Origin of the sequence: Propionispira arboris, assembly GCF_900109225.1 — a bacterium.
GTDB classification, from domain to species: Bacteria; Bacillota; Negativicutes; order Selenomonadales; family Selenomonadaceae; genus Propionispira; species Propionispira arboris.
In genome coordinates this window covers 222,260-248,460 of record NZ_FNZK01000003.1, presented here as the reverse complement: position 1 = coordinate 248,460, position 26,201 = coordinate 222,260, and the positions used below count along the sequence as shown (strand labels likewise).

Here is a 26,201-nt window from a genome sequence, read left to right as displayed (position 1 = left end):
AGATGAAAGTACATTCTCTGATAGTAGGAGAGTTAGGTGTTAATTGTTATATTGTTGCTTGTGAAAAAACAAAAGAAGCGATTGTTATTGATCCAGGTGATGAGCCGGATCGTATTTTACAATATATTGAAGACGAACATTTAAATATTAAATATGTCGTGAATACGCATGGTCATGCGGATCATATCGGTGCAAATGATGCAATTGTCGAGGCGACACAAGCTGTACTTAAAATTCATGAAGGGGATTTGGCAATGCTGGGTGATGCGAAACAAAACCTATCTGCTTTTCATGGTCTGCCAGTTTTATCAAATACAAAGGCACAGCTTTTACATGAAGGGGATCAAATATCTTTTGGCGAAGAAAAACTTATAGTTTTACACACACCAGGACATTCACCGGGAGGTATTTGTTTGGCGGGGCGTCAAATTCTCTTTAGCGGCGATTCATTGTTTGCTGAATCGGTTGGACGTTGTGATTTTCCAGGAGGATCTATGACGGATTTGATATATAATATAAAGACAAAATTGATGATACTCGATGATGATACAGTCGTTTATCCGGGTCATGGACCACGAACAAAAATTGGCTGGGAAAGAAAAGATAACCCATACCTTTCTGAAGATAGCAGGCAATAAAATCTTTTTCTTTGTGTTTTTTGCATATTTTTGGTAAAATAGACTTATTTGGACAATGAATCTAGTGATTTGTGTTGAAGAGTGATCTTAAATTAATAGAGGGGAATTATATAATGGCTAAGAAAATTACAATGGATGACTTGAAAAAGAGGCTGCAAGAACGTCAATATAAGCTAACACCGCAAAGACAGACCGTTTTGCAGATTTTTTTGGGGCGTGCTGGTGAACATTTAAGTGCAGAAGATGTACATGGAATCCTAAGACAAAATCAGTCCGAAATTGGATTAGCTACCGTATATCGTAGTTTAGAGTTATTGAGTGATATCAATATATTACAAAAAATGGACTTTGGTGATGGACGCAGCCGTTATGAATTAAACGAAACAGATGCGAAAGAACATCAGCATCATCATTTAATCTGTCTTAAGTGTGGAACGGTCAAAGAGTTTGCGGATGATTTATTAGAACCTTTAGAACTGGATATTTCGGAAAAAAGCCAATTCCAGATTATTGATCATCAGGTAAAATTCTATGGCTATTGTCAGGAGTGCCAGAAAAAACGTGAAGATTAAACATTTTTATCTAAATAGCCAAGAGGAAGTTGTTGTGAAAATCGTCAAGGAAATCTTAACGTTATTTAAGATTGATCTTGATGAGGCCACCAATGAGCCGCTTGCCTATGAGTCTTTAGCAATTGATAACCAGGTTATGCTGGATGATATTGTAAAAGTTAACACGAAAATACGGCTTGTTGACTCATCTAAGATTGAACATGATTTTTGTATAGAAGCTGAGGGGCAGCATGATGAGCGTAAACTTGCATCTTCTCGGCGCTTGATTAAGCTCAATTTATATCATCTATTTCGCAAGTATTTTCAATTTGAGACTGCACCATGGGGGATCTTACATGGTGTCAGACCAACTAAAATAGTTCATCATTATATTGACCAGGGGTTAACGAAACCTGCTATTATAAGTCGTTTGCAAAACGATTATGAAGTAAGCACAGCAAAAGCCGAACTTATAACAAAACTTGCGTTTAAACAGCGCTCTTTTCTTGCTACATCAAACCCTAAACTAGTCAGTATATATATAGGAATCCCATTTTGTTTGTCGAGATGTTTATATTGTTCGTTTCCATCCTATGTTTTACCGAAGAAAGAAATTTTAGATCAATTTATGGTAAAACTAAAACAGGATATTGTCGCAGCACAGTCTTTGATTATACAACAGGGCTTGTCTGTACAAAGTATCTATATCGGTGGTGGAACACCAACGAGTCTGCCCGATGAGGACTTCACGGTGCTATTGAATTTAGTGAAAGATTCTTTTTATGGTGTGGAAACAGTCGAATTTACGGTGGAAGCTGGTCGGCCGGATACGATTACAGATCATAAAATTGCTGCGATGATGAATCATTCTGTCAATCGAGTTAGTGTGAATCCGCAGACTATGCAGCTAAAAACTTTAAAACGAATTGGACGAAACCACACTCCAGAGGCTATAATAGAAATGTTTTATAAATTCCGTAAGGCTAAAATGCAGCATATCAATATGGATTTGATTATTGGTCTTCCAGGTGAAACCTGTGAAGATATGAAGGATACGATGCAAAAAATCGTTGCACTGAATCCGGATGACATTACATTGCATGCTTTGGCCTTAAAAAAAGGTTCTCAGCTAAAGATGAATGGCGGATGTAAAGATCTACCCGATGATGAAACAGCGCAAGCTATGTTCGCCATTGCTATGGATGCGGTTGAAAAACTAAAAATGGAGCCATATTATTTATATCGACAAGGTTATATGAGTGGGAATTTGGAAAATGTCGGTTGCAGCAAGAGTGGGTCAGAAGGTTTTTATAATATTCAAATTATGGAAGAACATCAAACAATTATTGGTATCGGTCCGGCCGCGACTACAAAAGTTATCGATCCAATAACCGAAAGGATGCAGACATCCTTCAACGCCAAGGATTTAACTACATATCTTAATCATGTAGATAAATATATAGAAAAACGCACAATTTTATTGAATACTGCGTTTAGTAACTAGGGAGGAATTCTTTTTATGTTGACTACCGGTCCACGCGGAACAAAGGATATTTTACCTGACACCATTGGACAGTGGCTATATGTTGAAAAGACAGTGCGCGATATTTGTGAGTTATATGGATATAAGGAAATTCGCACACCAATTTTTGAGCATACAGAACTGTTTTTACGCGGTATCGGTGAAACTACCGATGTTGTAGAAAAAGAAATGTACACTTTTATAGATCGTGGTAAGCGCAGTCTTACGTTGCGCCCAGAAAATACAGCAGCTACGGTTCGTGCTTATTTGGAACATAAATTATATGCTGATATAGCTGTAAATAAGTTGTTTTATATTGGTTCGATGTTTCGTTATGATCGCCCACAAGCGGGGCGTTATCGTGAATTTCATCAATTTGGGGTAGAGGCTCTTGGAACACTGAATCCTGCTATTGATGCTGAAATAATTATGCTCGCTGTACAGTTTTTAAAAACTTTGGGGTTAAATGACTTGAAATTGGCACTGAATTCAGTAGGCTGTCCAAACTGTCGACCTGTATATAGAGAACGTTTACAGGAATTTTTCCGTGATAAATTGGAAGTATTATGCTCAGATTGCCAGTCTCGTTATGATCGTAATCCAATGCGCATCTTAGATTGTAAAAATGAACATTGTAAAGAATTATCCATGGGGGCTCCAAATATTACGGACTGTCTTTGTGATGAGTGTACAGATCATTTTGAACAAGTTAAATCACTCTTGACAGAAGCTGGTATTGAGTTTGAATTAGATCCAAGACTCGTGCGCGGGCTTGATTATTATACGAAAACAGCATTTGAAATTCAATATGCTCCACTCGGTGCACAAAGTGCAGTAGCTGGCGGTGGTCGTTATGATGGTCTTATTGAAGAATGTGGTGGGAGTCCAACACCAGCGATTGGTTTTGCCGTTGGTCTGGAACGTGTTTTACTGGCACTGGAAAAACAGGCTTTATTGCCTGGAGTGTCACAAGCAACGGATGTTTTTGTTGTTGCGCTTGGTGTGACTGCTCAAAAACCAGCTTTTAAACTTTTGTGTGACTTACGAGCAAAATCCATTAAAGCAAGTATGGATTTTGCTGGCAGAAGCCTAAAAGCTCAAATGAAGCAAGCCAATAAAGCTATGGCTCGTTATGTAGTAATGCTGGGTGAAAATGAAGTAAATGACTCATGTGTTATCTTAAAAGATATGATAACAAGTGATCAGGAAAAAATTGCAATACAAGAAATAGTAAATAAGCTATATGCTGAGGTGAAGGATTAAATATGGATACATTAGAAGGATTAAAAAGATCACATCATTGTGGAGATTTACGTAAAGAGCAAGTAAAGCAAGAAATAGTTTTATGTGGTTGGGTAGCAAGACGTCGTGATCATGGCGGATTGATTTTTGTTGATTTACGGGATCGTTCAGGTTTTGTACAAGTTGTATTTTCTGAAAAGGAAATGGGTTTGGATTCATTTAAGAAAGCAGAAGCTTTGCGTTCTGAATTTGTTGTTGCTGTGCGTGGACAAGTTCGTGCCAGATCCGCTGAAACAACCAATCCACATATGGAAACAGGCGAAGTTGAAGTATATTGCGTAGAACTTCGTATTTTAAATAAAGCTAAAACACCACCGTTTTACATTCAAGATGGGATTGAAGTAGATGAAACTCTTCGTTTAAAATATCGTTATCTTGATTTACGTAGACCAGAAATGCAAAAAAATATTATACTTCGTCATCGTGTAACAAAAATTATGCGTGATTATTTTGATCGCAATGACTTCCTTGAAATTGAAACACCAATGCTAACCAAAAGTTCACCAGAAGGTGCGCGTGATTATTTGGTACCAAGTCGTGTAAATCCGGGTAAGTTTTTTGCTCTGCCACAATCTCCACAGCTGTTTAAACAAATTTTAATGGTTGCTGGTTATGAAAAATATTTCCAGATTGTTCGTTGTTTCCGTGATGAAGATTTACGGGCGGATCGTCAACCAGAATTTACACAGCTTGATATTGAAATGTCCTTTATTGATCAAGAGTCTATTTTGACTATGATGGAAGGTATGGTTATTGAATTATTTGATCGTGCCATCGGGGCAAAAGTACCACCATCTTTTAAACGTTTAACGTGGGAAGATGCAATGGATCGTTATGGTTCTGATAAACCGGATCTTCGTTTCGATATGCAATTGGTTAATATATCAGATGTTGTAAAAGGCTCTGATTTTAAAGTATTTGAATCTGTACTGCAAAATGGCGGTCAGGTAAAAGCAATCAATGTTAAAGGGCATGCTGGTATCGCACGTCGCGAACTGGATGGTCTTGTTGATTATGTAAGCAATTATGGTGCAAAAGGATTAGCTTGGATTTGTTATACAGAAGATGGCTTAAAATCACCAATAAAAAAATTCTTCTCAGATGAAATATTGGCTAATATTCAAACAGCTGCAAAAGCTGAAACCGGTGATTTACTTTTAATTATTGCAGATAAACCAGCAACGGTTGCTCAAGCTCTAGGTGAGTTAAGACTTGAAATGGGCCGCAGAATGAATCTGATTGATCCAGATGCTTTATCATTCTTATGGGTTGTTGACTTCCCTATGTTTGAATATAATGAAGATGAAAATCGCTGGACGGCGATGCATCATCCGTTTACGGCTCCACGTGATGAAGATGTACAATATTTGCTCACGGACCCAGGAAAAGTAAAAGCAAAAGCATATGACATGGTTCTTAATGGTACTGAAATCGGTGGCGGCAGCCTTCGTATCTATAATGCTGAATTACAAGAAATTGTCTTTAAAGCAATTGGGCTTTCTGAAGAAGAAGCCAAATCAAAATTTGGTTATCTCTTAGATGCTTTTGAATACGGAACACCACCACATGGTGGTCTAGCTTTTGGACTTGATCGTTTACTTATGATTATGGCAAAATGCAGTTCTATTCGTGATGTCATTGCCTTTCCGAAAACACAGAGTGCATCTTGTGTCATGACGCAGGCACCATCGGAAGTTGACCAAAAACAATTAAAAGAACTTTCCATTCGTACGGCAATTGTTGCGAAAAAAAAGTAAATTGATATAATTATTGAATAAAACACAAGATATGATTTTATAAGAATATCTTGTGTTTTATTTCTTGATATGGTAACAATGCAGCGAATTGCTCAGTTTGTCATGTTGTGGTACAATGTAGGGTAGATAAAGAATTTGTTATTAACTTATGTAGAGGAGTATCATCGTGTCACAAAAGAAAGTTGCTATATTAGATATAAATGTAGATTCTGTAAAAATGACCGAAGCTATTGATATTGTGGAAAATTTGATGGCTGCGCAGAAACCTGCATTCATTGCTACAGCGAATGCGGAAATGATTATGATGGCTGATCAAGACGAATCATTGAAGTATATTTTAAATCATGCGGATTTGGTTGTCCCGGATGGTGCCGGTACGGTTTGGGCAGCTCGTCATTTGGGTGTTGCGATGCCAGAACGAGTAGCTGGGTATGATTTAACTCAGCATTTATTAGCGCGTGCACCCCAAACAAATAGAAGGGTTTTTTTCTTTGGATCAGCTCCCGGTGTAGCAGATAAGGCTAAAATTAAAGCCGAAGCCGAATATCCGGGTATACAGATCGTCGGTGTACGAGATGGATATTTTAAAAAAGAACAGGAACAGGAAATTATTGATCAAATCAAAAATGCGCACCCGGATTTACTTTTAGCTGCACTAGGAGTACCTAAACAAGAAAAATGGCTGTATGAACACTTACAGGAACTAAATGTTCCAGTATCCATTGGTGTTGGAGGAACCTTAGATGTTATGGCAGGAGTCATGAAAAGAGCACCGCTTTGGATGCAAAAGGCAAAATTAGAATGGCTGTTTCGCGGCCTTTTACAGCCGAAACGAATGGGACGGCTTATGGCTTTGCCACGTTTTGTAATCAAAGTTTATGCACAGAAAAAGTAGTAGACAAAGCATAAGGCGTGGATTATAATTACTTGAGAAATAACTGGCTTATATAATTCGTATAATTATTTGTGATTTTAAAATTAGTAATCAGTATATAAAATACATGGTACTAAAATGGAGGTGACTGTTATGGTAAAAGTTCCTGTAATAAAAGAAGGCTATGGATTTATTGGAATAGCACTTCTTATTGCACTCATTATTGGTTTTACCATTAGTCCGTATTGGGCAATAGTTCCAGGTGTATTTGCGGCTTTTTTTGTGTTTTTCTTTAGAAATCCCCAAAGATCCATACCTTTAGATACATCTTTAGTTGTTTCACCTGCCGATGGTAAGGTAATGGATATTCTGGAAATGGAAAATGATGATTTTGTAAATGAACCTTGTAATAAGGTTGTTATTTTCTTGTCAGTGTTTAATGTTCATATTAATCGTAGTCCAATTGCAGGGGAAATCAAATGTCAACAATATACTTGCGGACGGTTTAGACCAGCCTATAAAGATACTGTTGGCTTTGAAAATGAACGGCATATGATTGGTTTGGAAAACGAAAATTTACGCGTAACCGTTACACAAATTGCTGGTATTTTAGCAAGACGTATTGTGTCTTGGGTTACATTGGATGATGTTCTAAAAAAAGGGGAACGTTATGGGTTGATTAAGTTTGGTTCTTGTACGGAACTTGTCATGCCAAAAAATGTAGAAATAGTAGTTAAAAAAGGTGATAAGGTCGTGGGCGGAGAAACGATTATCGGGAGGATCAGAAAATAATGTATAAAACTTTAATCCCCAATATATTGACATCATCGAATTTGGTATTAGGTATGTGTTCGATTATTTCCACTTTTCAGGGGAATCTTTTTGCAGGGTCAATTTTTATTGTTTTGGCACTGATAGCCGATGGACTAGATGGACGGGCTGCAAGATTTTTTGGTGTAAGTGGTGATTTTGGCAGGGAATTAGATTCTTTATGTGATTTAGTATCCTTTGGTGTAGCACCAGCATTTCTGTCCTATGTATTTTATCTTCATCAATTTAGTTATTTCGGCTGGGCCGCTGCTATTATGTTTACAACCTGTGGGGCCTTGCGTTTGGCTAGGTTTAATGTTAACACGAATAATGTTCATGGCTATTTTATGGGGCTGGCTATTCCAGCTGGCGGTTGTCTGGTTGCAACATTTATTATGTTATGTCTTGTTTTAGGCATACAACCTGCACCTTTTGGCATTGCTTTTCCTATAACCATTATGATTGTTGGTTATTTAATGGTTAGCAAAGTTCATTATCCTGATTTTAAAGGTCATGGGGAAAAAATGCATAGCATTCCAATTGCTTTATCCGTTATTTTGGCACTTGCTGTGCTTTTTGTTTCGAGAGATGCGATTTTGAATGCAGTTTTATTTGACATATTTTTAAGTTATGCTGTATTTGGTATTTTAAATACAACCTTTGCATTGATGGCAGGCGAAAAAGAAACTAGCAATGTTTAATTCGTATGCTTATTAAACAGAGTGGACTAAATTAGTTTTTCTGATTTATCAGGATTTTAAAGGAGAAAAAAATCCATGAATTATGTTTTCGATTATATAATGGTTCCAATACAGATCATTATATTTCTCTTTACGATGTATTATTTTATGATTGGTTTTTGTGGAATGTGGCGAAAAAAAGAAATTAAGATACTTACACCACAAAAAACGTTTGCAGTTATTGTAGCGGCACACAATGAAGAACAAGTTATTGGGCAGCTTATTGATAATTTGCAAACATTGGATTATCCGAAAGAATTATATGATATTTATGTCATTGCCGATAATTGTGAAGATCATACTGCTTCGATTGCAAAAGAATATGGCGCTATTGTTTGTGAACGTTCAAGTGAGGGAAACCGTGGTAAAGGGTTTGCTCTTGAGTGGATGTTTCATAAATTATTCACGTTAGAACGTCAGTATGATGCAGTAGCGATTTTTGATGCAGATAATCTTGTACACCCTAAATTTTTATTTGAGATGAATAATCGTTTATGTAAAGGTGATAAATTAGTACAAGGCTATTTAGATGCAAAAAATCCATATGATACATGGGTATCAGGAACATTTGCTATTTCATTTTGGGTTATCGACCATATTTGGCATTTAGCAAAAACGAATATAGGCTTATCATCGGTTCTTGGTGGAACAGGTATGTGTATAACGACAGAAGTTTTGAAGAAGCATGGCTGGGGTGCCACTTGTCTTACTGAAGATATGGAATTTACAATGAAGGCACTAGCCGAAGGAATTAAGACAACATGGGCGCATGATGCCATTGTTTATGATGAAAAACCATTGACCTTTATGCAGTCTTGGAATCAAAGAAAACGTTGGGCACAGGGTCAATTTGATGTGGCACATAGATTTATTCCTAAGATGATTAAAGCCGGAATACAAAAACGTGATATTCGTATTTTAGATGGTTGTCTTCATTTGTTACAACCACATTTTTTAATTTTGTCGACATTTTTTATCATTATTAGTTATGTGCAATTATTGTTCCCACCGTTTTATACGAATGTTTATAATTTTATGCCATCGGAATTGATGACATTTATTATGTTGGGACAATATATCTTGCCAATTATTATTTTACTCAAGATTCATGTGAAAATGAAAGCGTGGTTTTATTTACTTTTGTATCCATTGTTTATTTATAGTTGGATACCAATTGTATTTATTGGTTTCTTTCATCGAAATGACCATGAATGGAGTCACACGAAACATACGCGTGCTTTAAGCTATGATGAACTCATGGGGACAACCAAAGAGGCTTCTTTGGCAAACCGCGAGACAAGCAAATAAATCGCATAAAAATGCTGACAAAAAAAGGTGAGTGTATGCGCTCATCTTTTTTTTGTTACTAAATTAAATTTTAAGGGGGATATGATCGTATGTTTGAATTAACAGTCATTGTTGAATTTGAAGCCGCACATCGTATTGTTGGCTATCCTGGAAAATGCAATCGACTTCATGGACATAATTGGAGTATTGAAGTGTCGGTTGTAGGAAATAAATTGAATGAACTTGGGATGTTAGTTGATTTTAAAGAATTAAAGCAAGAAGTTAATAAAATAATGGATCGCTTAGATCATCAATATCTAAATGAGTTGCCGATATTTCAAGAAAATAATAATCCTACAGCAGAAAACATTGCAATTTATATTTATAATGAATTGGAAAATAGTCCATTGTTTGAAGCAAATTCTAAAGTAAAAACTGTAAAAGTTTGGGAATCACAAAAATCTGCAGTTTCATATAGTAAGGGTGAATGATAGTGCAAGCAAATATAGTAGAAGTTTTTTCATCAATTCAAGGCGAAGGCAAATATGTCGGTTATCGACAAGTCTTTGTTCGTTTTTCAGGATGCAATTTGAAATGTAAATATTGCGATACCTTGGTTTCACACGCACCTTATAAATATTGTATGACCGAAAAAGATGCGGGGCTGCGACAATTTATTCAACTTAAAAATCCGGTGCCAGTGGCTTTATTGGCGGAGCATATAAACCATTTATTACTTACCCCGCATCACTCGATAAGCTTTACGGGTGGAGAACCGTTATATAGGGCCGATTTTATTCATGCATTAGCAGCACACTTAGACTGCAAACTTTTTTTAGAAACAAATGGGACATTAGTGGGAGAGCTTGCTAAGGTAATTGATGATATTGCTATAATCAGTATGGATATCAAGCTGCCTAGTATTACCGGTAAAGAACTATGGAATGAGCATCGGGACTTTTTAATGCTTGCCAGGCAGAAAGAACTTTATATTAAATTAGTTGTTTCAGCCGAGACCACTTGGGAAGAATTTCATAAAGCAATTGATTTGATAAAAGATATAGATTCTTCGATACCTTTTATTATACAACCAGTTACTCCTGTTAATGGCTGTAATGCCTGTTCGGCAGATGATGTGCTGCAGTATCAAAAATGTGCATTAGAGGTTTTGCAAGATGTCCGGGTCATTCCTCAGACACATAAAATGATTGGTCAAATGTAATTTTGTCAAGAACGTTGATTTATAAGGGTTTATGACCATATAAAAGTGAATTTGTTGACATTTTGTTGTCGCCTCCTTAATGGGAGGCGGCTTTTTTATTCTGGAAATATATTTAACAGATCTGGATTAGCGAATACTTGTTTAACTTGTTCAATTACAGGAAGAATATCTTCTTTATTTATAAACGTTGGTTGTACTTTGTATTGTTTTCGACAAAAGCTTAGTAGTTTTGCTCCATCTAACATATTATCTGTACGTATCTCCTCGGCAGAATGATTTAACATCCATTTATATCGAGGAAAAATATGAAAATGAAAATGCGTCGTTTCTTCTCCAAAACTTGCCAGATACACTTTTTCGATACCATCTATACGTTTTAAAACGGCTACTACTGCCTTTGTAACAATTCCAATATGTAACATCTCATTTTGACTTAAATCACTGTAAGACTCGATATGCCGTAACGGTGAAAGAATCAAATATCCCGGAATTTGCAAATCAATACAATGGTGCAAAAGAACATAATTATCTTTATAAATTATTCCGCCAACTGGGAAAAATTTTCCATTAACGATTCTGCAGGTTAAACACATTTGCTTTCCCCCTAAAAAAGCTTCTAAAGTAGTTGCTAAAAAATAAAATGAGTGGCTTACTATATAAATCATAGACTGATCAACACTTAATTTTAATAGAACTTGATTTATCAGGGATACTTCTTCGCTAATAAGAGCTTCAGTGGATACAGGACCATTGCTTTTTATCATTTTACATGGTAGATTTTTTTATGAAAGGCATAAAGTCCTATTCTATTTTATAGCTGGCAATTGCTTATAGACAGCGGAATAGCAATGTAAAATTATAGTTATAAGTGGAAATAAATATATATATTAGGGTATTATTGTTTAGTGAATATAAGTAACAAATGCTATAATTAGCAAGACGAATTCTTCAAGACATTACTCGGTTGAAGCGGTAAAAATGTTTATAGAAACTATGAAGTGCTATCTTATCTTATGCATGGAAACCTTTTTCTTTAGGCGATTTCACTTGTAAGAATTTTATCAATGCGTTGCAAACAGTGAATGTTTTATAAGAAGAGTGTAATATGTGTGTGTTCTAATATTTGATGTGGAGATCATGCACATAAATAATAATATGAGGTGATAAATAATGAGTAAAACAATTTTCAATTCGTTAGAATTTAGTGAAATATCATTTGCAGATGGATTAAAGGCCTATAATCAAATGCTCAGTAATATAAAAAATGAATATCAACCTAATTATTTTCTAAATGGTGTGAAAATCGGCAATATCGAAACAGATATTAACGCTGGATATGGTAGCACTATAATTTTTACGGGTCAATTAATTGGTGAATCCAATAATGTCAAGGTAACGACAAGCTACAGTGCTCCTTCGTTTGAATATACTCAAATTATTGAAAATACAGGAAAAGAGTATCAAATGTATTATGTGCTTAATGGACAGAAAAGTAAACCTGACGTACTTGATGAAAGTTATTATCTTCAATTAGTTGCTGGATTATCCTATGAAAGTTCAGTAAAAGGTTATTTGCAAATGGTAAATATAGAAGATTTAAATGACGGTTCTGAATCATGTGTCAAATTTTTCTTTTCTCCTTCCAATAGAGGTGTTTATAAAATGATAGGAGATACGGTTAATAGTTGTGGACCAGTACCTGTAGATCAGCATAATACGATTGTATTCACTGATAGTTTTATCTATACTGCGGATACTTTGGCAATTGTAACAAATGCAGACGGGTCTGCAGGTGGGAATGCAAGCATATCAATGACATACACAAATATTTCAAATTCTGCGGTTACAGCTACGGATGCTGATAAAGTACAACCACTTACATCAGAATTACTTTTTAAGTGGATAAAAGATAATAAATAAATTTTGCAAGAATACTGTTATCTAAAAACAACAAATTATCAATACTCTTCGCAGAAGATAAGTGAATTCAATAAATATTCATAAAATGTGTGTTGATTTAAAGCAGCCAATACAGGTACATCAATGATGTACTCATATTGGCTGCTTTTTTATTATGTTTATTATTGAATGAAGGAAAAAGACACGCTCATCGTTATAATTCAAGTGGTTCTTTATCATATGTGATTTTCTAATTCGCCATTGTGTTTAGCGGCGTAACGCACAATATGATGATAGATTTGGTCATTAAACGTATCTAGCATAACTTCTTGAAATTGAACATCAGCTGGTTTGAATTTATATGAAAATAAAAGAACATGATTCTTGTCAAAACATTGAACCGAGTTGTTCGTTATGGTTTTATTGGCTACATTAATATTTTGTTGTGTAATCATATACGCAACAGTTTCCCAAGGAATAGTAGGATTTTTCTCATCTTTATTCATATATTTCGCAAGATTCAAACGACTTTGTTCAGTTAGGGCTGTTTTAAGTGAATAAGAAATTATGTTTTTATCTTGAACGGTGTTATTATTCTCTAAATAAGAATAATGGATTGTAGCTGTATCGAAATAAAATGTGTTACCAACATTATACCCAATCCAGTGCCAGCGAATTGCCGCCAACACAGAAGACGATAATAAAAATAGTAATACCAAGGTTAAGATAGAAATCCTTTTCATATATTAACACTCCTTGTTATCAGGTCTTTGCATTATAAAATTGGACAGCTTTTATATATTTGTCAATTTTTCCATATAAGCTACAACTTCTAATTCAGGGTGTTGATCCACATAACCTGAAAAAGAAATTTTACTATTTTCTCGTTTCCCGGTAATAATAACTGTACATTCTTTTAACTGACCAAAAACTGATATACCTGGTGAAAATTGCGTTATTGTTACAGTGGCCGACAATTCATCATTTTTTTCAGAATAGGTACCAACGTAATAAAAGGATAAATCTCCGCCAACAACTGTGTTTTCTATAAAAGCTACAATTCCTGAGCCAAACGATAGATCATGCGAATGAAAATCAACAGACCATAATGATTTTTCCATAAATCATTACCTCCTTCCAAATACTATTTATACAGATTTCGTGATTTACATCTTAAAAACCTTTAATTCATGTAAATTTAATGAATTAAAGGATATTTTTCTGTTGGGAATCTACGGGCGTATATAGATCATTTATTTAATAGGAAATTTCGTGCTAGACAATTTTATTAGATATGCATAAGGAATGCTTCAGTTTTTGTAATTTTATTGATACAATATTGACTGATTTTAAATTATCATCTAATATTAGAGGAACATGTTTATATAAAACACTTTATTGATTTATATTTCATAAAAAGAATGGAACAGATCTTTAAAGATTTTTATTAGATAGAAATTGATTTGATACATATAAAATAAAACAATTAGGCAGGTGCTTTTATGCGGATTTTACTCGTGAACGATGATGGAATTTTTGCTCCAGGAATTCGAGCTTTATATGAAGTCTTACAAGGAGTCTGCGATGTGATCGTTGCAGCACCGGCAATGGAACAAAGTGGTATGGCTCAAGCTATTACAGTACATGATACAATTCGAGTAGATGATTACAAAATGAGCCCGGAAGGGCTAAGTGGATGGAAAATTTATGGAACACCGGCAGATTGTGTAAAATTGGCTGTGGAGGCCCTGCTCGATGAAAAACCGGATTTAATTGTTTCTGGAATCAACAAAGGCTCTAATTTAGGTACGGATATCTTGTATTCAGGAACAGTTGGTGCTGCCATGGAGGCGTATATACATGATATACCAGCAATTGCTGTTTCACTGGATGCGCAGTCTACCATTCAGTTTTCACAAGCGGCAGCCTTGATAAGAGATCAAATTTTTACCTGGTTTCAGGAAGAGGCGCATCCGTTTTTATATAATGTGAACTTTCCTCAGGTTTTGAAGGGGAATATGAGTACATTTGTGTTTACGAAACTTGGTGTACGGAAGTATATTAATGCGTTTAACTGTGAACTTGATGTTGAACAACATCGAGTCTATCAAATGGGCGGTGAGATTTCAGATGGCGAAAACGATGATGTGACGGATATTTTTGCTGTCAAACAAGGTTATATTTCAGTTACGCCGCTTCAATTGGATTTAACCAGTTATAAAACATTAGAAGATAAACTAGAGGCTGATTAAAAAAGCGAAAAGAAGTATCCTTATAGAGAGCATGCTGTTGCACCTGCAACACTATAGTACTTTATACCTAATTTTATGGAAATACATCGTCAGTTGGAAAATGTATATCTAGTTATGCTATAATTGGCATATAGAAAAAAAGGTGGTATGTAAATGATAGAGATTGCTATTATTGGTGGAACGGGTGTATATGACCCGAAAATTTTGAATAATGTGAGTGAAGAAAGCCTGATTACGCCTTATGGTGATGTAACATATAAGGTTGGTAACTATGCAGGAAAAAAAATTGCTTTTATTCCGAGACATGGAAAACATCATTCAATACCACCACACAAAATAAATTATCGGGCAAATATTTGGGCTATTAAAAAAATTGGCGTACGGAAAATCATTGCTACAACAGCAGTTGGCTCGTTGAATCCGTTGATGAAACCGGGGGATTTTGTTCTGATTGATCAATTTCTTGATTTCACGAAAAATAGAATCAGTTCGTTCTATGAGGGCGGCGATCGTGGTGTGGTACATTTAGATGTTACCGAGGCGTATTGTCCTGATTTACGTAAGACAATTCACACGGCAGCGGATACTTTAGGAATTAGTATCCATAAACAAGGTGTTTATGTTTGTACAGAAGGACCGCGTTTTGAATCACCTGCTGAAATTAAAATGTTTTCTATATTAGGCGGTGATTTAGTCGGTATGACGAATGTGCCAGAAGTAGTTTTAGCGCATGAAGCGGAAATTTGTTATTCGACTATTTCCATGGTAACAAATTATGCAGCTGGTATTTCTAAAAACAATTTGACGCATGGTGAAGTTTTAGAAACGATGGCGGCAAATGTTGATACTATAAAAAATTTAATTATGAAAAGTATTGAACTTATGAGTTTAGAAGAATCAAACTGCACTTGTGCGGAAACCTTAAGTGAATTTGGCGGTTTTACATTATAATACAAAGCAAATAAACGAGGTGATTTAGTAGTGCAAAGCATGTTATGGGATGGACAGTCTTTATCCTTATTGAATCAAACAAAATTGCCAGCTGTAGTTGAATATCTAAAATGCACGGATTATGAACGGATTGGTGAAGCAATTAAGAAGCTTGAAGTGCGTGGTGCACCAGCGATTGGTGCAGCTGCGGCATTTGCTTTTGTTTTGGGAGCCAGACAATCTGCAAAATCAGACCGTTTGCTGTTTTTAAAAGATATTGAATCAGTTGATGGTTATTTACGTTCAACCAGACCAACGGCTGTTAATCTGTTTTGGGCCTTGGATCAAATGATGAACGTTATAAAAGAACAGTCTGATCGGATTGAGCTTCCCAACTTACTGAATTTATTAGAACAGAAGGCCCTTTTTATTGCTGCGGAGGATAAACGTGTCAATCATACAATGGCTGAATTTGGTGCGGCTTTATTTAAAGAGCCTGTTTCAATTTTGACACATTGCAATGCCGGTGCATTAGCTACTGTGGAATGGGGAACGGCATTAGGCGTAATTCGTCAAGCTTTTTCAGAAGGCAATATTAAACGTGTTTTTGCGGATGAAACCAGACCGCTTTTACAGGGAGCGCGACTTACGGCGTTTGAATTACAGCAAGATCATATTCCAGTTACGCTAATTACCGATAATATGGCCGGATGGGTTATGAAAAACAAAATGGTAGATGCTGTTATTGTTGGTGCGGATCGTATTGCAGCCAATGGGGATACTGCTAATAAAATTGGTACATATAGTGTTGCATTATTGTCACATATGCATCAGATTCCTTTTTATGTAGCTGCTCCGGCTTCAACATTTGATTTTTCAATGGCGACAGGGGAACAGATTCCCATTGAAGAACGTGGTGAATTTGAAGTAACGCATTTTCAGGGCATACAATCAGCACCCGATGGCATTGCTGTATTTAACCCAGCTTTTGACGTAACACCGAATCAATATATTACGGGGATTATTACCGAATATGGTGTATTAAAACCGAATTATCAAGAAGAAATTAAACAATTAAAAGACAAAATGGAGGAAAATAGATAATGAAATCAATGATAAGAGATATCTCTTTAGCACCGCAAGGTCACGATAAAATCAACTGGGTGAAAAATTTCATGCCAGTTTTAGGTACGATCAACGAAGAATTTTCCAAATCAAAACCATTCGCTGGGAAAAAGATGGTCATTACGATGCATTTGGAAGCGAAAACGGCTTATTTAGGGCTGGTATTTAAAAATGCCGGAGCGGAAGTTGTGGTAACGGGAAGTAATCCATTATCAACACAAGATGATGTTGCGGCAGCACTCGTAGAGGACGGAGTTACTGTGTTCGCCTGGTATGATTGCACAAACGAAGAATATGATGTCTTTTTAAATAAAGCTTTAGATACAAAACCTGATATGATTGTTGATGATGGCGGTGATTTGGTTTCCCTTTTACATAGTAAACGAGCTGAACTTGCTGCGAATATTATCGGTGGTTCTGAAGAAACGACTACTGGTGTAATCCGCTTAAAAGCATTAGAAGCCGAAGGTAAATTAAAATTCCCGATGATTGCTGCCAATGATGCGTATTGCAAGTATTTATTTGATAATCGTTATGGTACGGGACAGTCGACTTGGGATGGTATTATGCGCACCACAAATCTGGTAATTGCAGGAAAAAATGTAGTAATTGCAGGGTATGGATGGTGCGGTAAAGGTGCTGCTATGCGTGCTAAGGGCCTCGGTGCTAGTGTTATTATTACGGAAATTGATCCGGTTAAGGCGATTGAAGCTGTTTTTGATGGTTTTCGTGTGATGCCAATGCAAGAAGCTGCTAAGGTTGGTGATATTTTTCTGACTTTGACTGGCTGCAACGATATTATTCGCAAGGAACATTTTGCTGTAATGAAAAATGGTGCTATGATGGCGAATGCTGGTCATTTTGATGTTGAAATCAATAAAGTAGAATTAAATGAAGTATCCATATCAACTCGTTCGGTAAGAAAAAACATAGAAGAATTTGTTCAAAGTGATAATCGCAAACTATATTTATTGGCAGAAGGTCGTTTGGTTAATCTTGCTGCAGGTGATGGTCATCCAGCTGAAATTATGGATTTATCGTTTGCTGTCCAATTTTTCTCAGCACTTCATATTTTAAACAATCATAAAAATATGGGAGCTCATGTTTGCTTAATGCCAAATGAAATTAACCAAAAAATTGCTGCAATCAAATTGGCATCCTTAGGGCTTTCCATTGATGAACTATCTGTGGCACAATCGTCTTACTTATCACAGTCCTAAAAAGTATGAATTGTTTCAGATTTTTTTATCAATAACGAAAGTGAGGTAAACTCCGTTGAATATTTTAATAAAACAAGCAACCGTTTTATTACCAGATGGTACCGTCAAAGAAACGGATATAGCTATTGAGGATGATCTTATTGCTAAAGTCGGTACGATTGCTCCAGATTGGCATATTGACCGAGAAATTAATGCAACAAATAAATTGGTGACACCCGGCTTGGTGAATACCCATACTCATGCTTCTATGACACTACTGCGCAGTTATGCAGATGATATGCAGCTTATGGATTGGCTGCAAAATAAAATTTGGCCAATTGAGGCTAAAATGCGTAAAAATGATATTTATTGGGGCGCTATGCTGGCGATTGCCGAAATGATCAAAACAGGTACAACAACTTTTGCCGACATGTATGCCGACATGGAAAAAGTTGGTGAAGCTGTAGCAGAAACTGGAATTCGAGCTGTTTTATCGCGTGGCTTAATTGGGTCTGCCCCGAATGGAAATAAGGCTTTAGAAGAAAATAAAGAACTTTTCCAGACGTATCATAATCGTGCCGATGGGCGTATTACCGTTATGTTTGGTCCGCATGCACCTTATACTTGTCCACCAGATTATATCAAAAAAGTAGTAAAAGAAGCCCAATCACTGGGGGCCGAGATTCATATGCATTTATCGGAAACCATTGGTGAAGTTGAAAATTGTGTAAAAGAATATCAAAAATCACCGATTGCTTTAATGGAAGAATTAGGACTTTTTGATTGCGGAGTACTAGCAGCGCATTGCGTACATGTATCCGATGAGGATATTCTTATTATGAAAAAGCATGATGTTCGTGTTGCTCATAATCCTGGCAGCAATATGAAATTAGCCAGTGGGATTGCACCGATAACCAAAATGCTCGATGCAGGGATTTGCGTCGGTCTTGGTACAGATGGAGCATCGAGTAATAATAATCTCGATTTGCTTGAAGAATTGCGGTTGACTACCTTACTGCATAAGGTGAATCAGTACGATCCTTTGGCAATACCAGCCGCAAAAGGCATTCAATTGGCAACCGAATATGGTGCCAAAGCAGTTGGTTTGCCAAAGGTAGGTAAAATTGAAAAAGGTTATAAAGCTGATTTGACATTATTTGATATGTCAGGTACAAAATGGTGTCCGCGTCATGACATTGTATCTTTATTAGCATATTCGGCTAATTCAAGTTCGGTCGATACGGTATTGATTAATGGAAAAATTGTACTTGATAAAGGCATATTAGTAACGATGGATGAAGAACGTGTAATGTATGAGGCCAATCGTTGTGCTATGAATTTGTTAAAATAATAGCTTTAAAATAAAGAAGCTCTGCTAAAAAGCGGGGCTTCGTCTCATTCGATAAATGCAGTGCATTCATATAAGTTGCATAAAAGAAATTGCATCTAGCTATTAGGTTGCCAAGAATAGGGTAGGTATAAGGGTCGTTTGCTTCCTACGTAACGCCACGAAGCCCTATACCCCACTTTGACGATTGCCATATAAAATATTTAAAGCAACTTATATAGTTTGTCGGAAGATTTTCCGGTTAGGAGTGTATACTATGCCAGAAAAGAAAAAATATTATGCTGTTAAAAATGGTCGCAAAACTGGAATTTTTTCATCTTGGCTAGAATGTAAAGAGCAAATCCATAGTTATTCTGGTGCGTTGTATAAAGGTTTTGCTACAATGGATGAAGCGCAAAATTATATGGGTACTAAATTAACCCTTGTTCCGCCGTCTAAAGTCACTGTGAATGAACTTAAAGAAAAACATCATATCTATGTCGATGGGTCTTATCGTAATAACCGTTATAGTTGGGGATTTGCCGTTTTTTTTCAGGGGCAGTTGATTCATACAGCAAACGGGCTGGGAACTTCTATCTCAGCTGCAAAACTTCATAACGTTGCTGGTGAAGTCGAAGCGAGTATACAAGCTGTTTTATGGGCAGAAAAAGAAAAATTAGAATCAATTGTCATCTATCATGATTATATTGGTATCTCGGAGTGGGCTGAAAGACGCTGGAAAACGAATAATGATGTTACAAAACAGTATGCAGCTTTTATGGCAGATTATCTTGGCTGGGTAACATTTCGAAAAATCAGTGGTCATACCGGAATTGAAGGTAATGAATTAGCAGACAAATTAGCAAAAGCCGCTTTGGAAAGTTCATGATCGAGCTTCTTATAGAATGCATAAAAAAATTGCATCTAGCCTGTCAGGCTGCCAGAAATGGGATATAGGGCATCGTTTGCTTTCTACGCAATGCCACGACCCTATACCCCATTCCTGACGATTGCTATATAAAATATTTAATGCAGCTTATATAGTTGATGATTTTAGAAAAGTGGTGATAAATTTGAAACGAGTTGCAACTAAAAAAAATACAGTAGCGCCTAAGGCAAATTCTAATAAAAAGTATGAATTATTTGGAATTGCATTTTTTACAATCGGATTGTTTTCTTTAATCGGTTTATTAGGCTTTAATGTTGGCTTTGTCGGCAGCTTTTTTGCCAAGATTTTATTATATATGTTTGGTATTGGAGCGTATATTATTCCGGCAGTTGTTATGTTGATTGGTCTGCAATATATATATAAACATCACCCGCTGGTTTATTCAACACGATTTTTCGGGATTATGGCATTATTTTTTTCGCTTTTAGCAATGTATCATCATTTTGCGATTTTACCAGGTAGTGAAATTATGCCGGAAAGCCTGCCCATGGGCGGTGGTCTGATTGGTGGCGGCATTTTATTAATATTGCGCAAATTTTTCGGAATTGATGGCGGCATTATTATTTTATTTGCTTTGGTAATGGGGGCAATTTTGCTTTCGACAACGTGGTCTTTAGCGGTGGGTCTGCTTAAAACAAAACAGCAGGCTTCGCAGGGCATTAAAACAGCTAAAAAAACAGTTTCGTCTACCTATGATAAATTTGTTGAAGTAGAAGAAAAATTTAAAAATTCGTTTTATAATCAAGAAGCTGATAAAAATTTTGAGAAACCATTGATTGAAACACCAGTACAAGTAAATCCGACAGAAGATGCAGATACATTTGTACCAGAACCAATTGAAAAGCCGATAGAATTTTCGATTCAATACATGGAAGATAAAAAATTGGATTTAGAAAAAGAAACTGTTTTAGAAGGGGTATCACCAATAAAAAATCCCGTTGAGCTATTATCTGAAAACGAAACCACACTAGCTGATGAACCAAATTCAACTGCAGTCACTGGCGCCATTCGCGAATATCAGCTGCCGAATGTTCGGTTTATTTTAAGTAAAGCAATCAAGCAGAAAAATTCTAAACTAGAAAAAGAAATTGCTGTTAACGCAAAAATCCTTGAAGAGACATTACAAAGTTTTAATGTCAAAGCAACTATTGTAAATGCTTGTCACGGTCCAGCCGTTACGCGTTATGAATTAGAACCGGCTGCAGGTGTTAAAGTAAGTAAAATTGTAAATTTAGCAGATGATATTTCTTTGAAATTGGCAGCGCCTTCCGTACGAATCGAAGCGCCAATTCCAGGCAAAGCCGCAATTGGTATTGAGGTGCCAAATAAAGAATTGTCGGGCGTGCAGCTGCGAGAAGTTTTGGAGAGTGAACTGTTTTTAACTGCAAAATCAAAACTGACCGTAGGACTCGGTATGGATATTGGTGGACAGGCTATTTTTGCCGATTTAGCGAAAATGCCACATTTGCTCGTTGCAGGGGCTACCGGATCGGGGAAAAGTGTTTGCATCAATACGATTATTACCAGTGTACTTTTTAAGGCGAAACCGGATGAAGTTAAATTTATTTTAATCGATCCGAAAATGGTTGAGCTTTCGAATTATAATGGCATTCCCCATCTAATGGTTCCGGTGGTGACCGATGCAAAAAAAGCGGCTTCGGTTTTAAATTGGGCTGTACAGGAAATGGAAAAACGGTATGCGAAATTTGCCAGCCATGGTGTTCGAGATATGGAACGCTATAATCGTAGTGTCGAAATCGATAAAATGCCAGCTGTCGTCATCATTATTGATGAATTAGCGGATTTGATGATGGTAGCTCCCGGTGATGTGGAAAATGCAATCTGCCGTTTAGCGCAAAAAGCCAGAGCCGCAGGAATTCATTTGATTTTAGCGACACAAAGGCCATCCGTGGATGTTATTACTGGAATCATCAAGGCTAATATTCCATCGCGAATTTCTTTTTCAGTTTCTTCACAAATTGATTCACGGACAATACTCGATATGGGTGGAGCTGAAAAATTATTAGGTAAAGGGGATATGCTTTATTATCCGATTGGTGCTTCAAAACCAGTTCGTGTCCAGGGTGCTTTTGTAAGTGATACGGAAGTAGAATCTTTATTGGATTTTATTCGACAGCAAGGAGCCGAAATTGAAGAAAATGAGGAAATTATCAGTTTTACGGAAAGTGCTGTTTTAGATGAAACTGAAAAAAAACAAGAAGTTCAGCAAGATGAATTACTGGAAAAAGCGATTCATATTGTTTTAGAGACAGGTCAGGCCTCGTCTTCTAGTCTGCAAAGACGGTTTCGTATTGGTTATACTCGAGCTGCCAGATTAATTGACACGATGGAAGAAATGCATATCGTGGGTGCCAGTTCGGGCAGTAAAGGCAGAGACATTCTCATGACGAGTGATCAAGTCACAGCGGCTTATTTTAATAAATAAGCTGTAAATTTTGGCACCATCATGTATAATGTAGTATAAAGGTAAATTGTATAGTGGGTACTTTAACTATGAATCAAATTAGGGGAGGAACTATTGTATATGTTAGGTGAGATTTTACAAAAGGAAAGAGAAAAACAGAATCTAACGATTAAAGATATCGAGCGTGATACGAGCATTCGTGCTTTATATATAGAATCGATTGAAAAAGCAGATTATGATGTTTTACCGGGAGAAGTTTACTTAAAGGGCTTTATAAAAACATACGCTAATTATTTAAATCTTGATGGCACGGAAATGTTAAAAAAATATTATGAAGAAAAAAATGCCGCATTGCCACAAGAAGAAATCCCTGTGACAGAAACAGTAAAACCGCAGATTCTAAAACCACCTGCATCAACAAAAGTAGAGGCTGTCTCAAATAAAAATGATTTTAAAGAACGTGTGGAAAAATCTCGCAAAACACAACAAGTATTAATCGGTGTCGTGATCGCAGGATTGGTCGTAGGTGGACTTTATTGGGGATTCAGCAGTGATTCCTCGGAAAAAACCGTAACAAAGGCACCGGCAGCTACTGTAGCAGTGCCGAAAGTTAAAGAAAAAGCGGTAACATCAGAGAAAAAATATGAAGGTGTTGAGCTAACCGCAAAATTTAACGGAAAATGCTGGACAAAAGTGATTGCTGATGATAAAACCATTTACGAAGGAACACCAAAAGATGGTGAATCCTTGTCATGGAAAGCAGATAAAGAAATGATTATGACAGTTGGTAACGCCGGAGCAGTTCAAGTCACCTATAATGGTAAAAGTTTGGGTGAAATAGGGAAAACCGGGGATGTCCTCACAAAAAAATTCACGAATCAAAAAGAGGAAACGGTTGAATAACAGGAGACGAACATGAAAGATTTTTTACCGATTAGTAAAGCGGATATGCAAAACCGAAATTGGGATATACTGGATTTTATTTTTATTTCAGGTGATGCATATGTTGATCATCCAAGTTTTGGACCAGCAATTATTTGTCGTATATTGGAAAAACATGGGTATAAAGTTGGTATTATTGCGCAGCCTGATTGGAAAAGTATAGATGATTTTAAAAAATTAGGTAAACCCAAATTAGGATTTCTTGTCTCGAGTGGAAATCTTGATTCTATGTTAAATAAATTTACAGCATCAAAAAAATTTCGCCATACGGATTCTTATTCACCGGGCGGACACTCAGGTCATAGACCAGATCGCGCTGTGGTGGTTTATTGTAATCGATTGCGTGAGATTTTTGGGAAAGTGCCAATTATTATTGGTGGCATTGAAGCTAGCTTAAGGCGTTTTGCCCATTACGATTATTGGTCGGATACGATTCGTCGGTCTATTTTATTCGATAGTCGAGCCGATTTATTAATTTATGGAATGGGCGAAAAACAAATTTTAGAAATTGCCGCGGAATTACATCAGGGCATTGAAATTGCAGCAATTACTACCGTAAAGGGAACTTGTTATGTTACATCCAATCTTGATTATGTTTGGGATGCGATTGAAGTGCCATCTTGCGAATTGGTTAGTAAAAACAAGCAATCTTTTAGTGAAGCTTTTAAAGTCGAATATTTTGAGCAAGATGCGATTCGCGGAAAAACCATTGTCCAAGCATCGGGTAATCAATATCTGGTTCAAAATGTTCCAGCACTTCCCTTAACTGTGGAAGAGATGGATGAAATTTATGCCTTGCCATATCAGCGAACGTATCATCCAATTTATGAAGCAATGGGCGGTGTTCCGGCAATACAAGAAGTGCAGTTTAGTTTAGTCAGCCACCGCGGTTGTTTTGGTGGCTGTCATTTTTGTGCGATTGTTTCCCACCAAGGTCGAATCATTCAATCAAGAAGCCAAGAATCGATTGTAGCGGAAGCTGAGATTTTAACAAAGCTGCCAGAGTTTAAAGGTTATATACATGATGTTGGGGGGCCAACTGCTAATTTTCATGTACCATCGTGCAAGTCTCAGCTCGAGCGCGGCACTTGCCGTGAAAAGCAATGTTTAGCGCCAACCCCTTGTAAAAATCTTACGAAAAGTCATACCGACTATATAGAACTTTTACGAGCTTTACGAGCTCTGCCAAAGGTTAAAAAAGTATTTATCCGTTCAGGTATTCGTTTTGATTATCTTATGGCTGTTAAAGATGATTTTTTAGAGGAATTATGCCGATATCATATTAGTGGACAATTAAAAGTCGCACCAGAGCATATTTCCGAAAAAGTGACAAACCTAATGGGGAAATCTAATAAATCGGTTTATGTACGTTTTGCCGATGCTTTTAAAAAAATGAATCAAAAAATCAATAAAAAGCAATATTTAGTGCCATATTTTATGTCGAGTCATCCAGGGGCATCTTTAAAAGATGCCGTGGAACTAGCGGAATTTATTCGTGATCTCAATTATCGTCCGGAACAGGTACAGGATTTTATTCCAACACCAGGAACGTTGTCAACCTGTATGTATTACACGGGAATGAACCCACTAACTGGCGAAACCGTGTATGTTGCGAAAGATCCGGTAGAAAAACAAATGCAACGAGCCTTGATGCAATATCGTGACCCCAAAAATCGCTTCATTGTGTATAAGGCTTTGCTCAAAGCAAAACGGGAAGATCTAATAGGCTATGGTCCCAAATGTTTGATTCGCCCCCAGGAACATTCAGTTGAAAAGCATTTGAAAAATTCGGATGTTTCAAAAAAAATAAATCGAAAAAGCGACAGGAAACATGATTAAATGGTCCTGCTATTTCTAGGAATAAAGTATGTTATAATAGAAAAAGTGTTTATCTTAAGGAGAGAAGGTGCCGTAAATGCGTTGCCCGTTTTGTAAAACGGCAGATAGCCGTGTAATTGATTCTCGCGCCGCAGATGATGGAAATACGATTCGACGCCGCCGTGAATGTACGAGTTGTGGCAAACGATTTACAACTTATGAAGTCATTGAAAAAATTCCTTTAATGGTTATAAAAAATGATGGGCGCAGAGTGCTGTTTGATCGAAATAAATTATTGAACGGATTGATTCGTTCTTGTGATAAACGAACTGTTTCGATGGAGAAAATCATTAATTTGACAGATGAGATTGAGAAGGAATTACGCAATCCTATGGATCGTGAAGTTTCGGCTGTGGCAATTGGACAACTGGTCATGGAAAAGCTTAAAGCTTTTGATGATGTTGCCTATATTCGTTTTGCCTCTGTCTATCGAAAATTTACAGATATCAGTAATTTTAAAGAGGAATTAGAAGAATTGATCGAATCAAAAAAGAATGATTCGACAAAATCAAAAAATTAGAATAGTAAGATATAAAAATTCGGCTCACACTATGTGGGCTGTTTTTCTTAAC

25 protein-coding genes are annotated in these 26,201 nt (G+C 36.5%); 22 read left to right on the top strand and 3 right to left on the bottom strand.

The annotated features are described in order from the left end of the window. Positions 1 to 2 precede the first annotated feature (2 nt). The 11 genes from BMY14_RS04760 (at position 3) to BMY14_RS04710 (ending at position 10,703) form a co-directional block, all read left to right on the top strand. The gene (locus BMY14_RS04760; RefSeq protein ID WP_342741758.1) at positions 3 to 638 is read left to right on the top strand and encodes an MBL fold metallo-hydrolase; all 636 of its coding nucleotides are present in this window, start codon (positions 3 to 5) and stop codon (positions 636 to 638) included. Positions 639 to 751: 113 nt separating this feature from the next. Next, a complete protein-coding gene (locus tag BMY14_RS04755; protein ID WP_019554195.1) occupies positions 752 to 1,210 on the top strand; it encodes a Fur family transcriptional regulator in 459 nt (152 codons plus the stop codon). Continuing rightward, a complete protein-coding gene (hemZ, locus tag BMY14_RS04750; RefSeq protein WP_091829678.1) occupies positions 1,200 to 2,693 on the top strand; it encodes a coproporphyrinogen dehydrogenase HemZ in 1,494 nt (497 codons plus the stop codon). The genes BMY14_RS04755 and hemZ overlap by 11 nt, the downstream gene beginning before the upstream one ends. Before the next feature lie 15 nt (positions 2,694 to 2,708). Next, positions 2,709 to 3,974 (top strand): histidine--tRNA ligase, encoded by a 1,266-nt coding sequence (hisS, locus tag BMY14_RS04745; protein WP_091829676.1) that lies wholly within the window; start codon positions 2,709 to 2,711, stop codon positions 3,972 to 3,974. 2 nt (positions 3,975 to 3,976) lie between these two features. Next, complete coding sequence (gene aspS, locus BMY14_RS04740; RefSeq protein ID WP_091829674.1) at positions 3,977 to 5,770, top strand: aspartate--tRNA ligase; 1,794 nt, start codon at positions 3,977 to 3,979, stop codon at positions 5,768 to 5,770. Between the two features lie 166 nt (positions 5,771 to 5,936). Next, complete coding sequence (locus tag BMY14_RS04735; RefSeq protein WP_091829672.1) at positions 5,937 to 6,665, top strand: WecB/TagA/CpsF family glycosyltransferase; 729 nt, start codon at positions 5,937 to 5,939, stop codon at positions 6,663 to 6,665. 132 nt (positions 6,666 to 6,797) lie between these two features. Then, positions 6,798 to 7,436: a phosphatidylserine decarboxylase family protein gene (locus BMY14_RS04730; protein ID WP_091829670.1), complete on the top strand. Its 639-nt coding sequence runs from the start codon at positions 6,798 to 6,800 to the stop codon at positions 7,434 to 7,436. Continuing rightward, the gene (gene pssA / locus BMY14_RS04725) at positions 7,436 to 8,155 is read left to right on the top strand and encodes a CDP-diacylglycerol--serine O-phosphatidyltransferase (protein ID WP_091829668.1); all 720 of its coding nucleotides are present in this window, start codon (positions 7,436 to 7,438) and stop codon (positions 8,153 to 8,155) included. Before BMY14_RS04730 ends, pssA begins: the two co-directional genes overlap by 1 nt. Before the next feature lie 75 nt (positions 8,156 to 8,230). After that, positions 8,231 to 9,502 carry a glycosyltransferase family 2 protein gene (locus BMY14_RS04720; RefSeq protein WP_091829667.1) on the top strand — a complete coding sequence of 424 codons (1,272 nt, stop codon included), beginning with the start codon at positions 8,231 to 8,233 and terminating at the stop codon, positions 9,500 to 9,502. 89 nt (positions 9,503 to 9,591) lie between these two features. Further along, a complete protein-coding gene (queD, locus tag BMY14_RS04715) occupies positions 9,592 to 9,972 on the top strand; it encodes a 6-carboxytetrahydropterin synthase QueD (RefSeq protein WP_019554187.1) in 381 nt (126 codons plus the stop codon). Between the two features lie 2 nt (positions 9,973 to 9,974). Beyond that, positions 9,975 to 10,703, top strand: a complete 729-nt coding sequence (locus BMY14_RS04710) for a 7-carboxy-7-deazaguanine synthase QueE (RefSeq protein ID WP_091829665.1) — start codon at positions 9,975 to 9,977, stop codon at positions 10,701 to 10,703. 95 nt (positions 10,704 to 10,798) lie between these two features. Here BMY14_RS04710 and BMY14_RS04705 read toward each other — a convergent pair whose 3' ends face one another. Next, positions 10,799 to 11,467, bottom strand: a complete 669-nt coding sequence (locus BMY14_RS04705) for an HIT family protein (RefSeq protein ID WP_245741270.1) — start codon at positions 11,465 to 11,467, stop codon at positions 10,799 to 10,801. Positions 11,468 to 11,873: 406 nt separating this feature from the next. Between BMY14_RS04705 and BMY14_RS04700 the strand changes: the two genes are divergently transcribed. Continuing rightward, positions 11,874 to 12,623, top strand: coding sequence for a hypothetical protein (locus tag BMY14_RS04700; protein ID WP_091829661.1), 750 nt, complete (start codon positions 11,874 to 11,876; stop codon positions 12,621 to 12,623). Between the two features lie 215 nt (positions 12,624 to 12,838). Here the strand turns inward: BMY14_RS04700 and BMY14_RS04695 are convergent, their stop codons facing one another. Together BMY14_RS04695 and BMY14_RS04690 are read right to left on the bottom strand one after the other, a co-directional pair. Next, positions 12,839 to 13,345, bottom strand: a complete 507-nt coding sequence (locus tag BMY14_RS04695; protein ID WP_091829659.1) for a hypothetical protein — start codon at positions 13,343 to 13,345, stop codon at positions 12,839 to 12,841. A 51-nt stretch (positions 13,346 to 13,396) separates the two neighbouring features. Next, entirely contained in the window at positions 13,397 to 13,723 is a 327-nt protein-coding gene (locus tag BMY14_RS04690; protein ID WP_091829657.1) for a GrlR family regulatory protein, read from the bottom strand. A gap of 381 nt (positions 13,724 to 14,104) precedes the next feature. On the opposite strand from BMY14_RS04690, the gene surE reads away from it, so the two are divergent. The 10 genes from surE to nrdR all read left to right on the top strand — a co-directional run bounded on the left by surE (position 14,105) and on the right by nrdR (position 26,149). Continuing rightward, positions 14,105 to 14,854 (top strand): 5'/3'-nucleotidase SurE, encoded by a 750-nt coding sequence (gene surE, locus BMY14_RS04685; protein ID WP_091829655.1) that lies wholly within the window; start codon positions 14,105 to 14,107, stop codon positions 14,852 to 14,854. Positions 14,855 to 15,007: 153 nt separating this feature from the next. Next, entirely contained in the window at positions 15,008 to 15,805 is a 798-nt protein-coding gene (gene mtnP, locus BMY14_RS04680; RefSeq protein WP_091829653.1) for an S-methyl-5'-thioadenosine phosphorylase, read from the top strand. Between the two features lie 30 nt (positions 15,806 to 15,835). After that, the gene (gene mtnA, locus BMY14_RS04675; RefSeq protein ID WP_177177478.1) at positions 15,836 to 16,888 is read left to right on the top strand and encodes an S-methyl-5-thioribose-1-phosphate isomerase; all 1,053 of its coding nucleotides are present in this window, start codon (positions 15,836 to 15,838) and stop codon (positions 16,886 to 16,888) included. Continuing rightward, on the top strand, positions 16,888 to 18,129 hold the full coding sequence (locus BMY14_RS04670; RefSeq protein ID WP_091829651.1) for an adenosylhomocysteinase: 1,242 nt from the start codon (positions 16,888 to 16,890) through the stop codon (positions 18,127 to 18,129). The genes mtnA and BMY14_RS04670 overlap by 1 nt, the downstream gene beginning before the upstream one ends. Before the next feature lie 55 nt (positions 18,130 to 18,184). Then, positions 18,185 to 19,459, top strand: a complete 1,275-nt coding sequence (locus tag BMY14_RS04665) for an amidohydrolase (protein WP_091829649.1) — start codon at positions 18,185 to 18,187, stop codon at positions 19,457 to 19,459. A 253-nt stretch (positions 19,460 to 19,712) separates the two neighbouring features. Next, complete coding sequence (locus tag BMY14_RS04660) at positions 19,713 to 20,324, top strand: ribonuclease H1 domain-containing protein (protein WP_091829647.1); 612 nt, start codon at positions 19,713 to 19,715, stop codon at positions 20,322 to 20,324. Positions 20,325 to 20,502: 178 nt separating this feature from the next. Next, entirely contained in the window at positions 20,503 to 22,830 is a 2,328-nt protein-coding gene (locus BMY14_RS04655; protein WP_425438914.1) for an FtsK/SpoIIIE family DNA translocase, read from the top strand. Positions 22,831 to 22,929: 99 nt separating this feature from the next. Continuing rightward, entirely contained in the window at positions 22,930 to 23,712 is a 783-nt protein-coding gene (locus tag BMY14_RS04650) for a helix-turn-helix domain-containing protein (protein ID WP_091829643.1), read from the top strand. A gap of 12 nt (positions 23,713 to 23,724) precedes the next feature. Next, on the top strand, positions 23,725 to 25,590 hold the full coding sequence (locus BMY14_RS04645; protein ID WP_091829641.1) for a YgiQ family radical SAM protein: 1,866 nt from the start codon (positions 23,725 to 23,727) through the stop codon (positions 25,588 to 25,590). A gap of 76 nt (positions 25,591 to 25,666) precedes the next feature. After that, positions 25,667 to 26,149: a transcriptional regulator NrdR gene (gene nrdR / locus BMY14_RS04640; RefSeq protein WP_091829639.1), complete on the top strand. Its 483-nt coding sequence runs from the start codon at positions 25,667 to 25,669 to the stop codon at positions 26,147 to 26,149. The last annotated feature ends 52 nt before the right edge of the window (positions 26,150 to 26,201 follow it).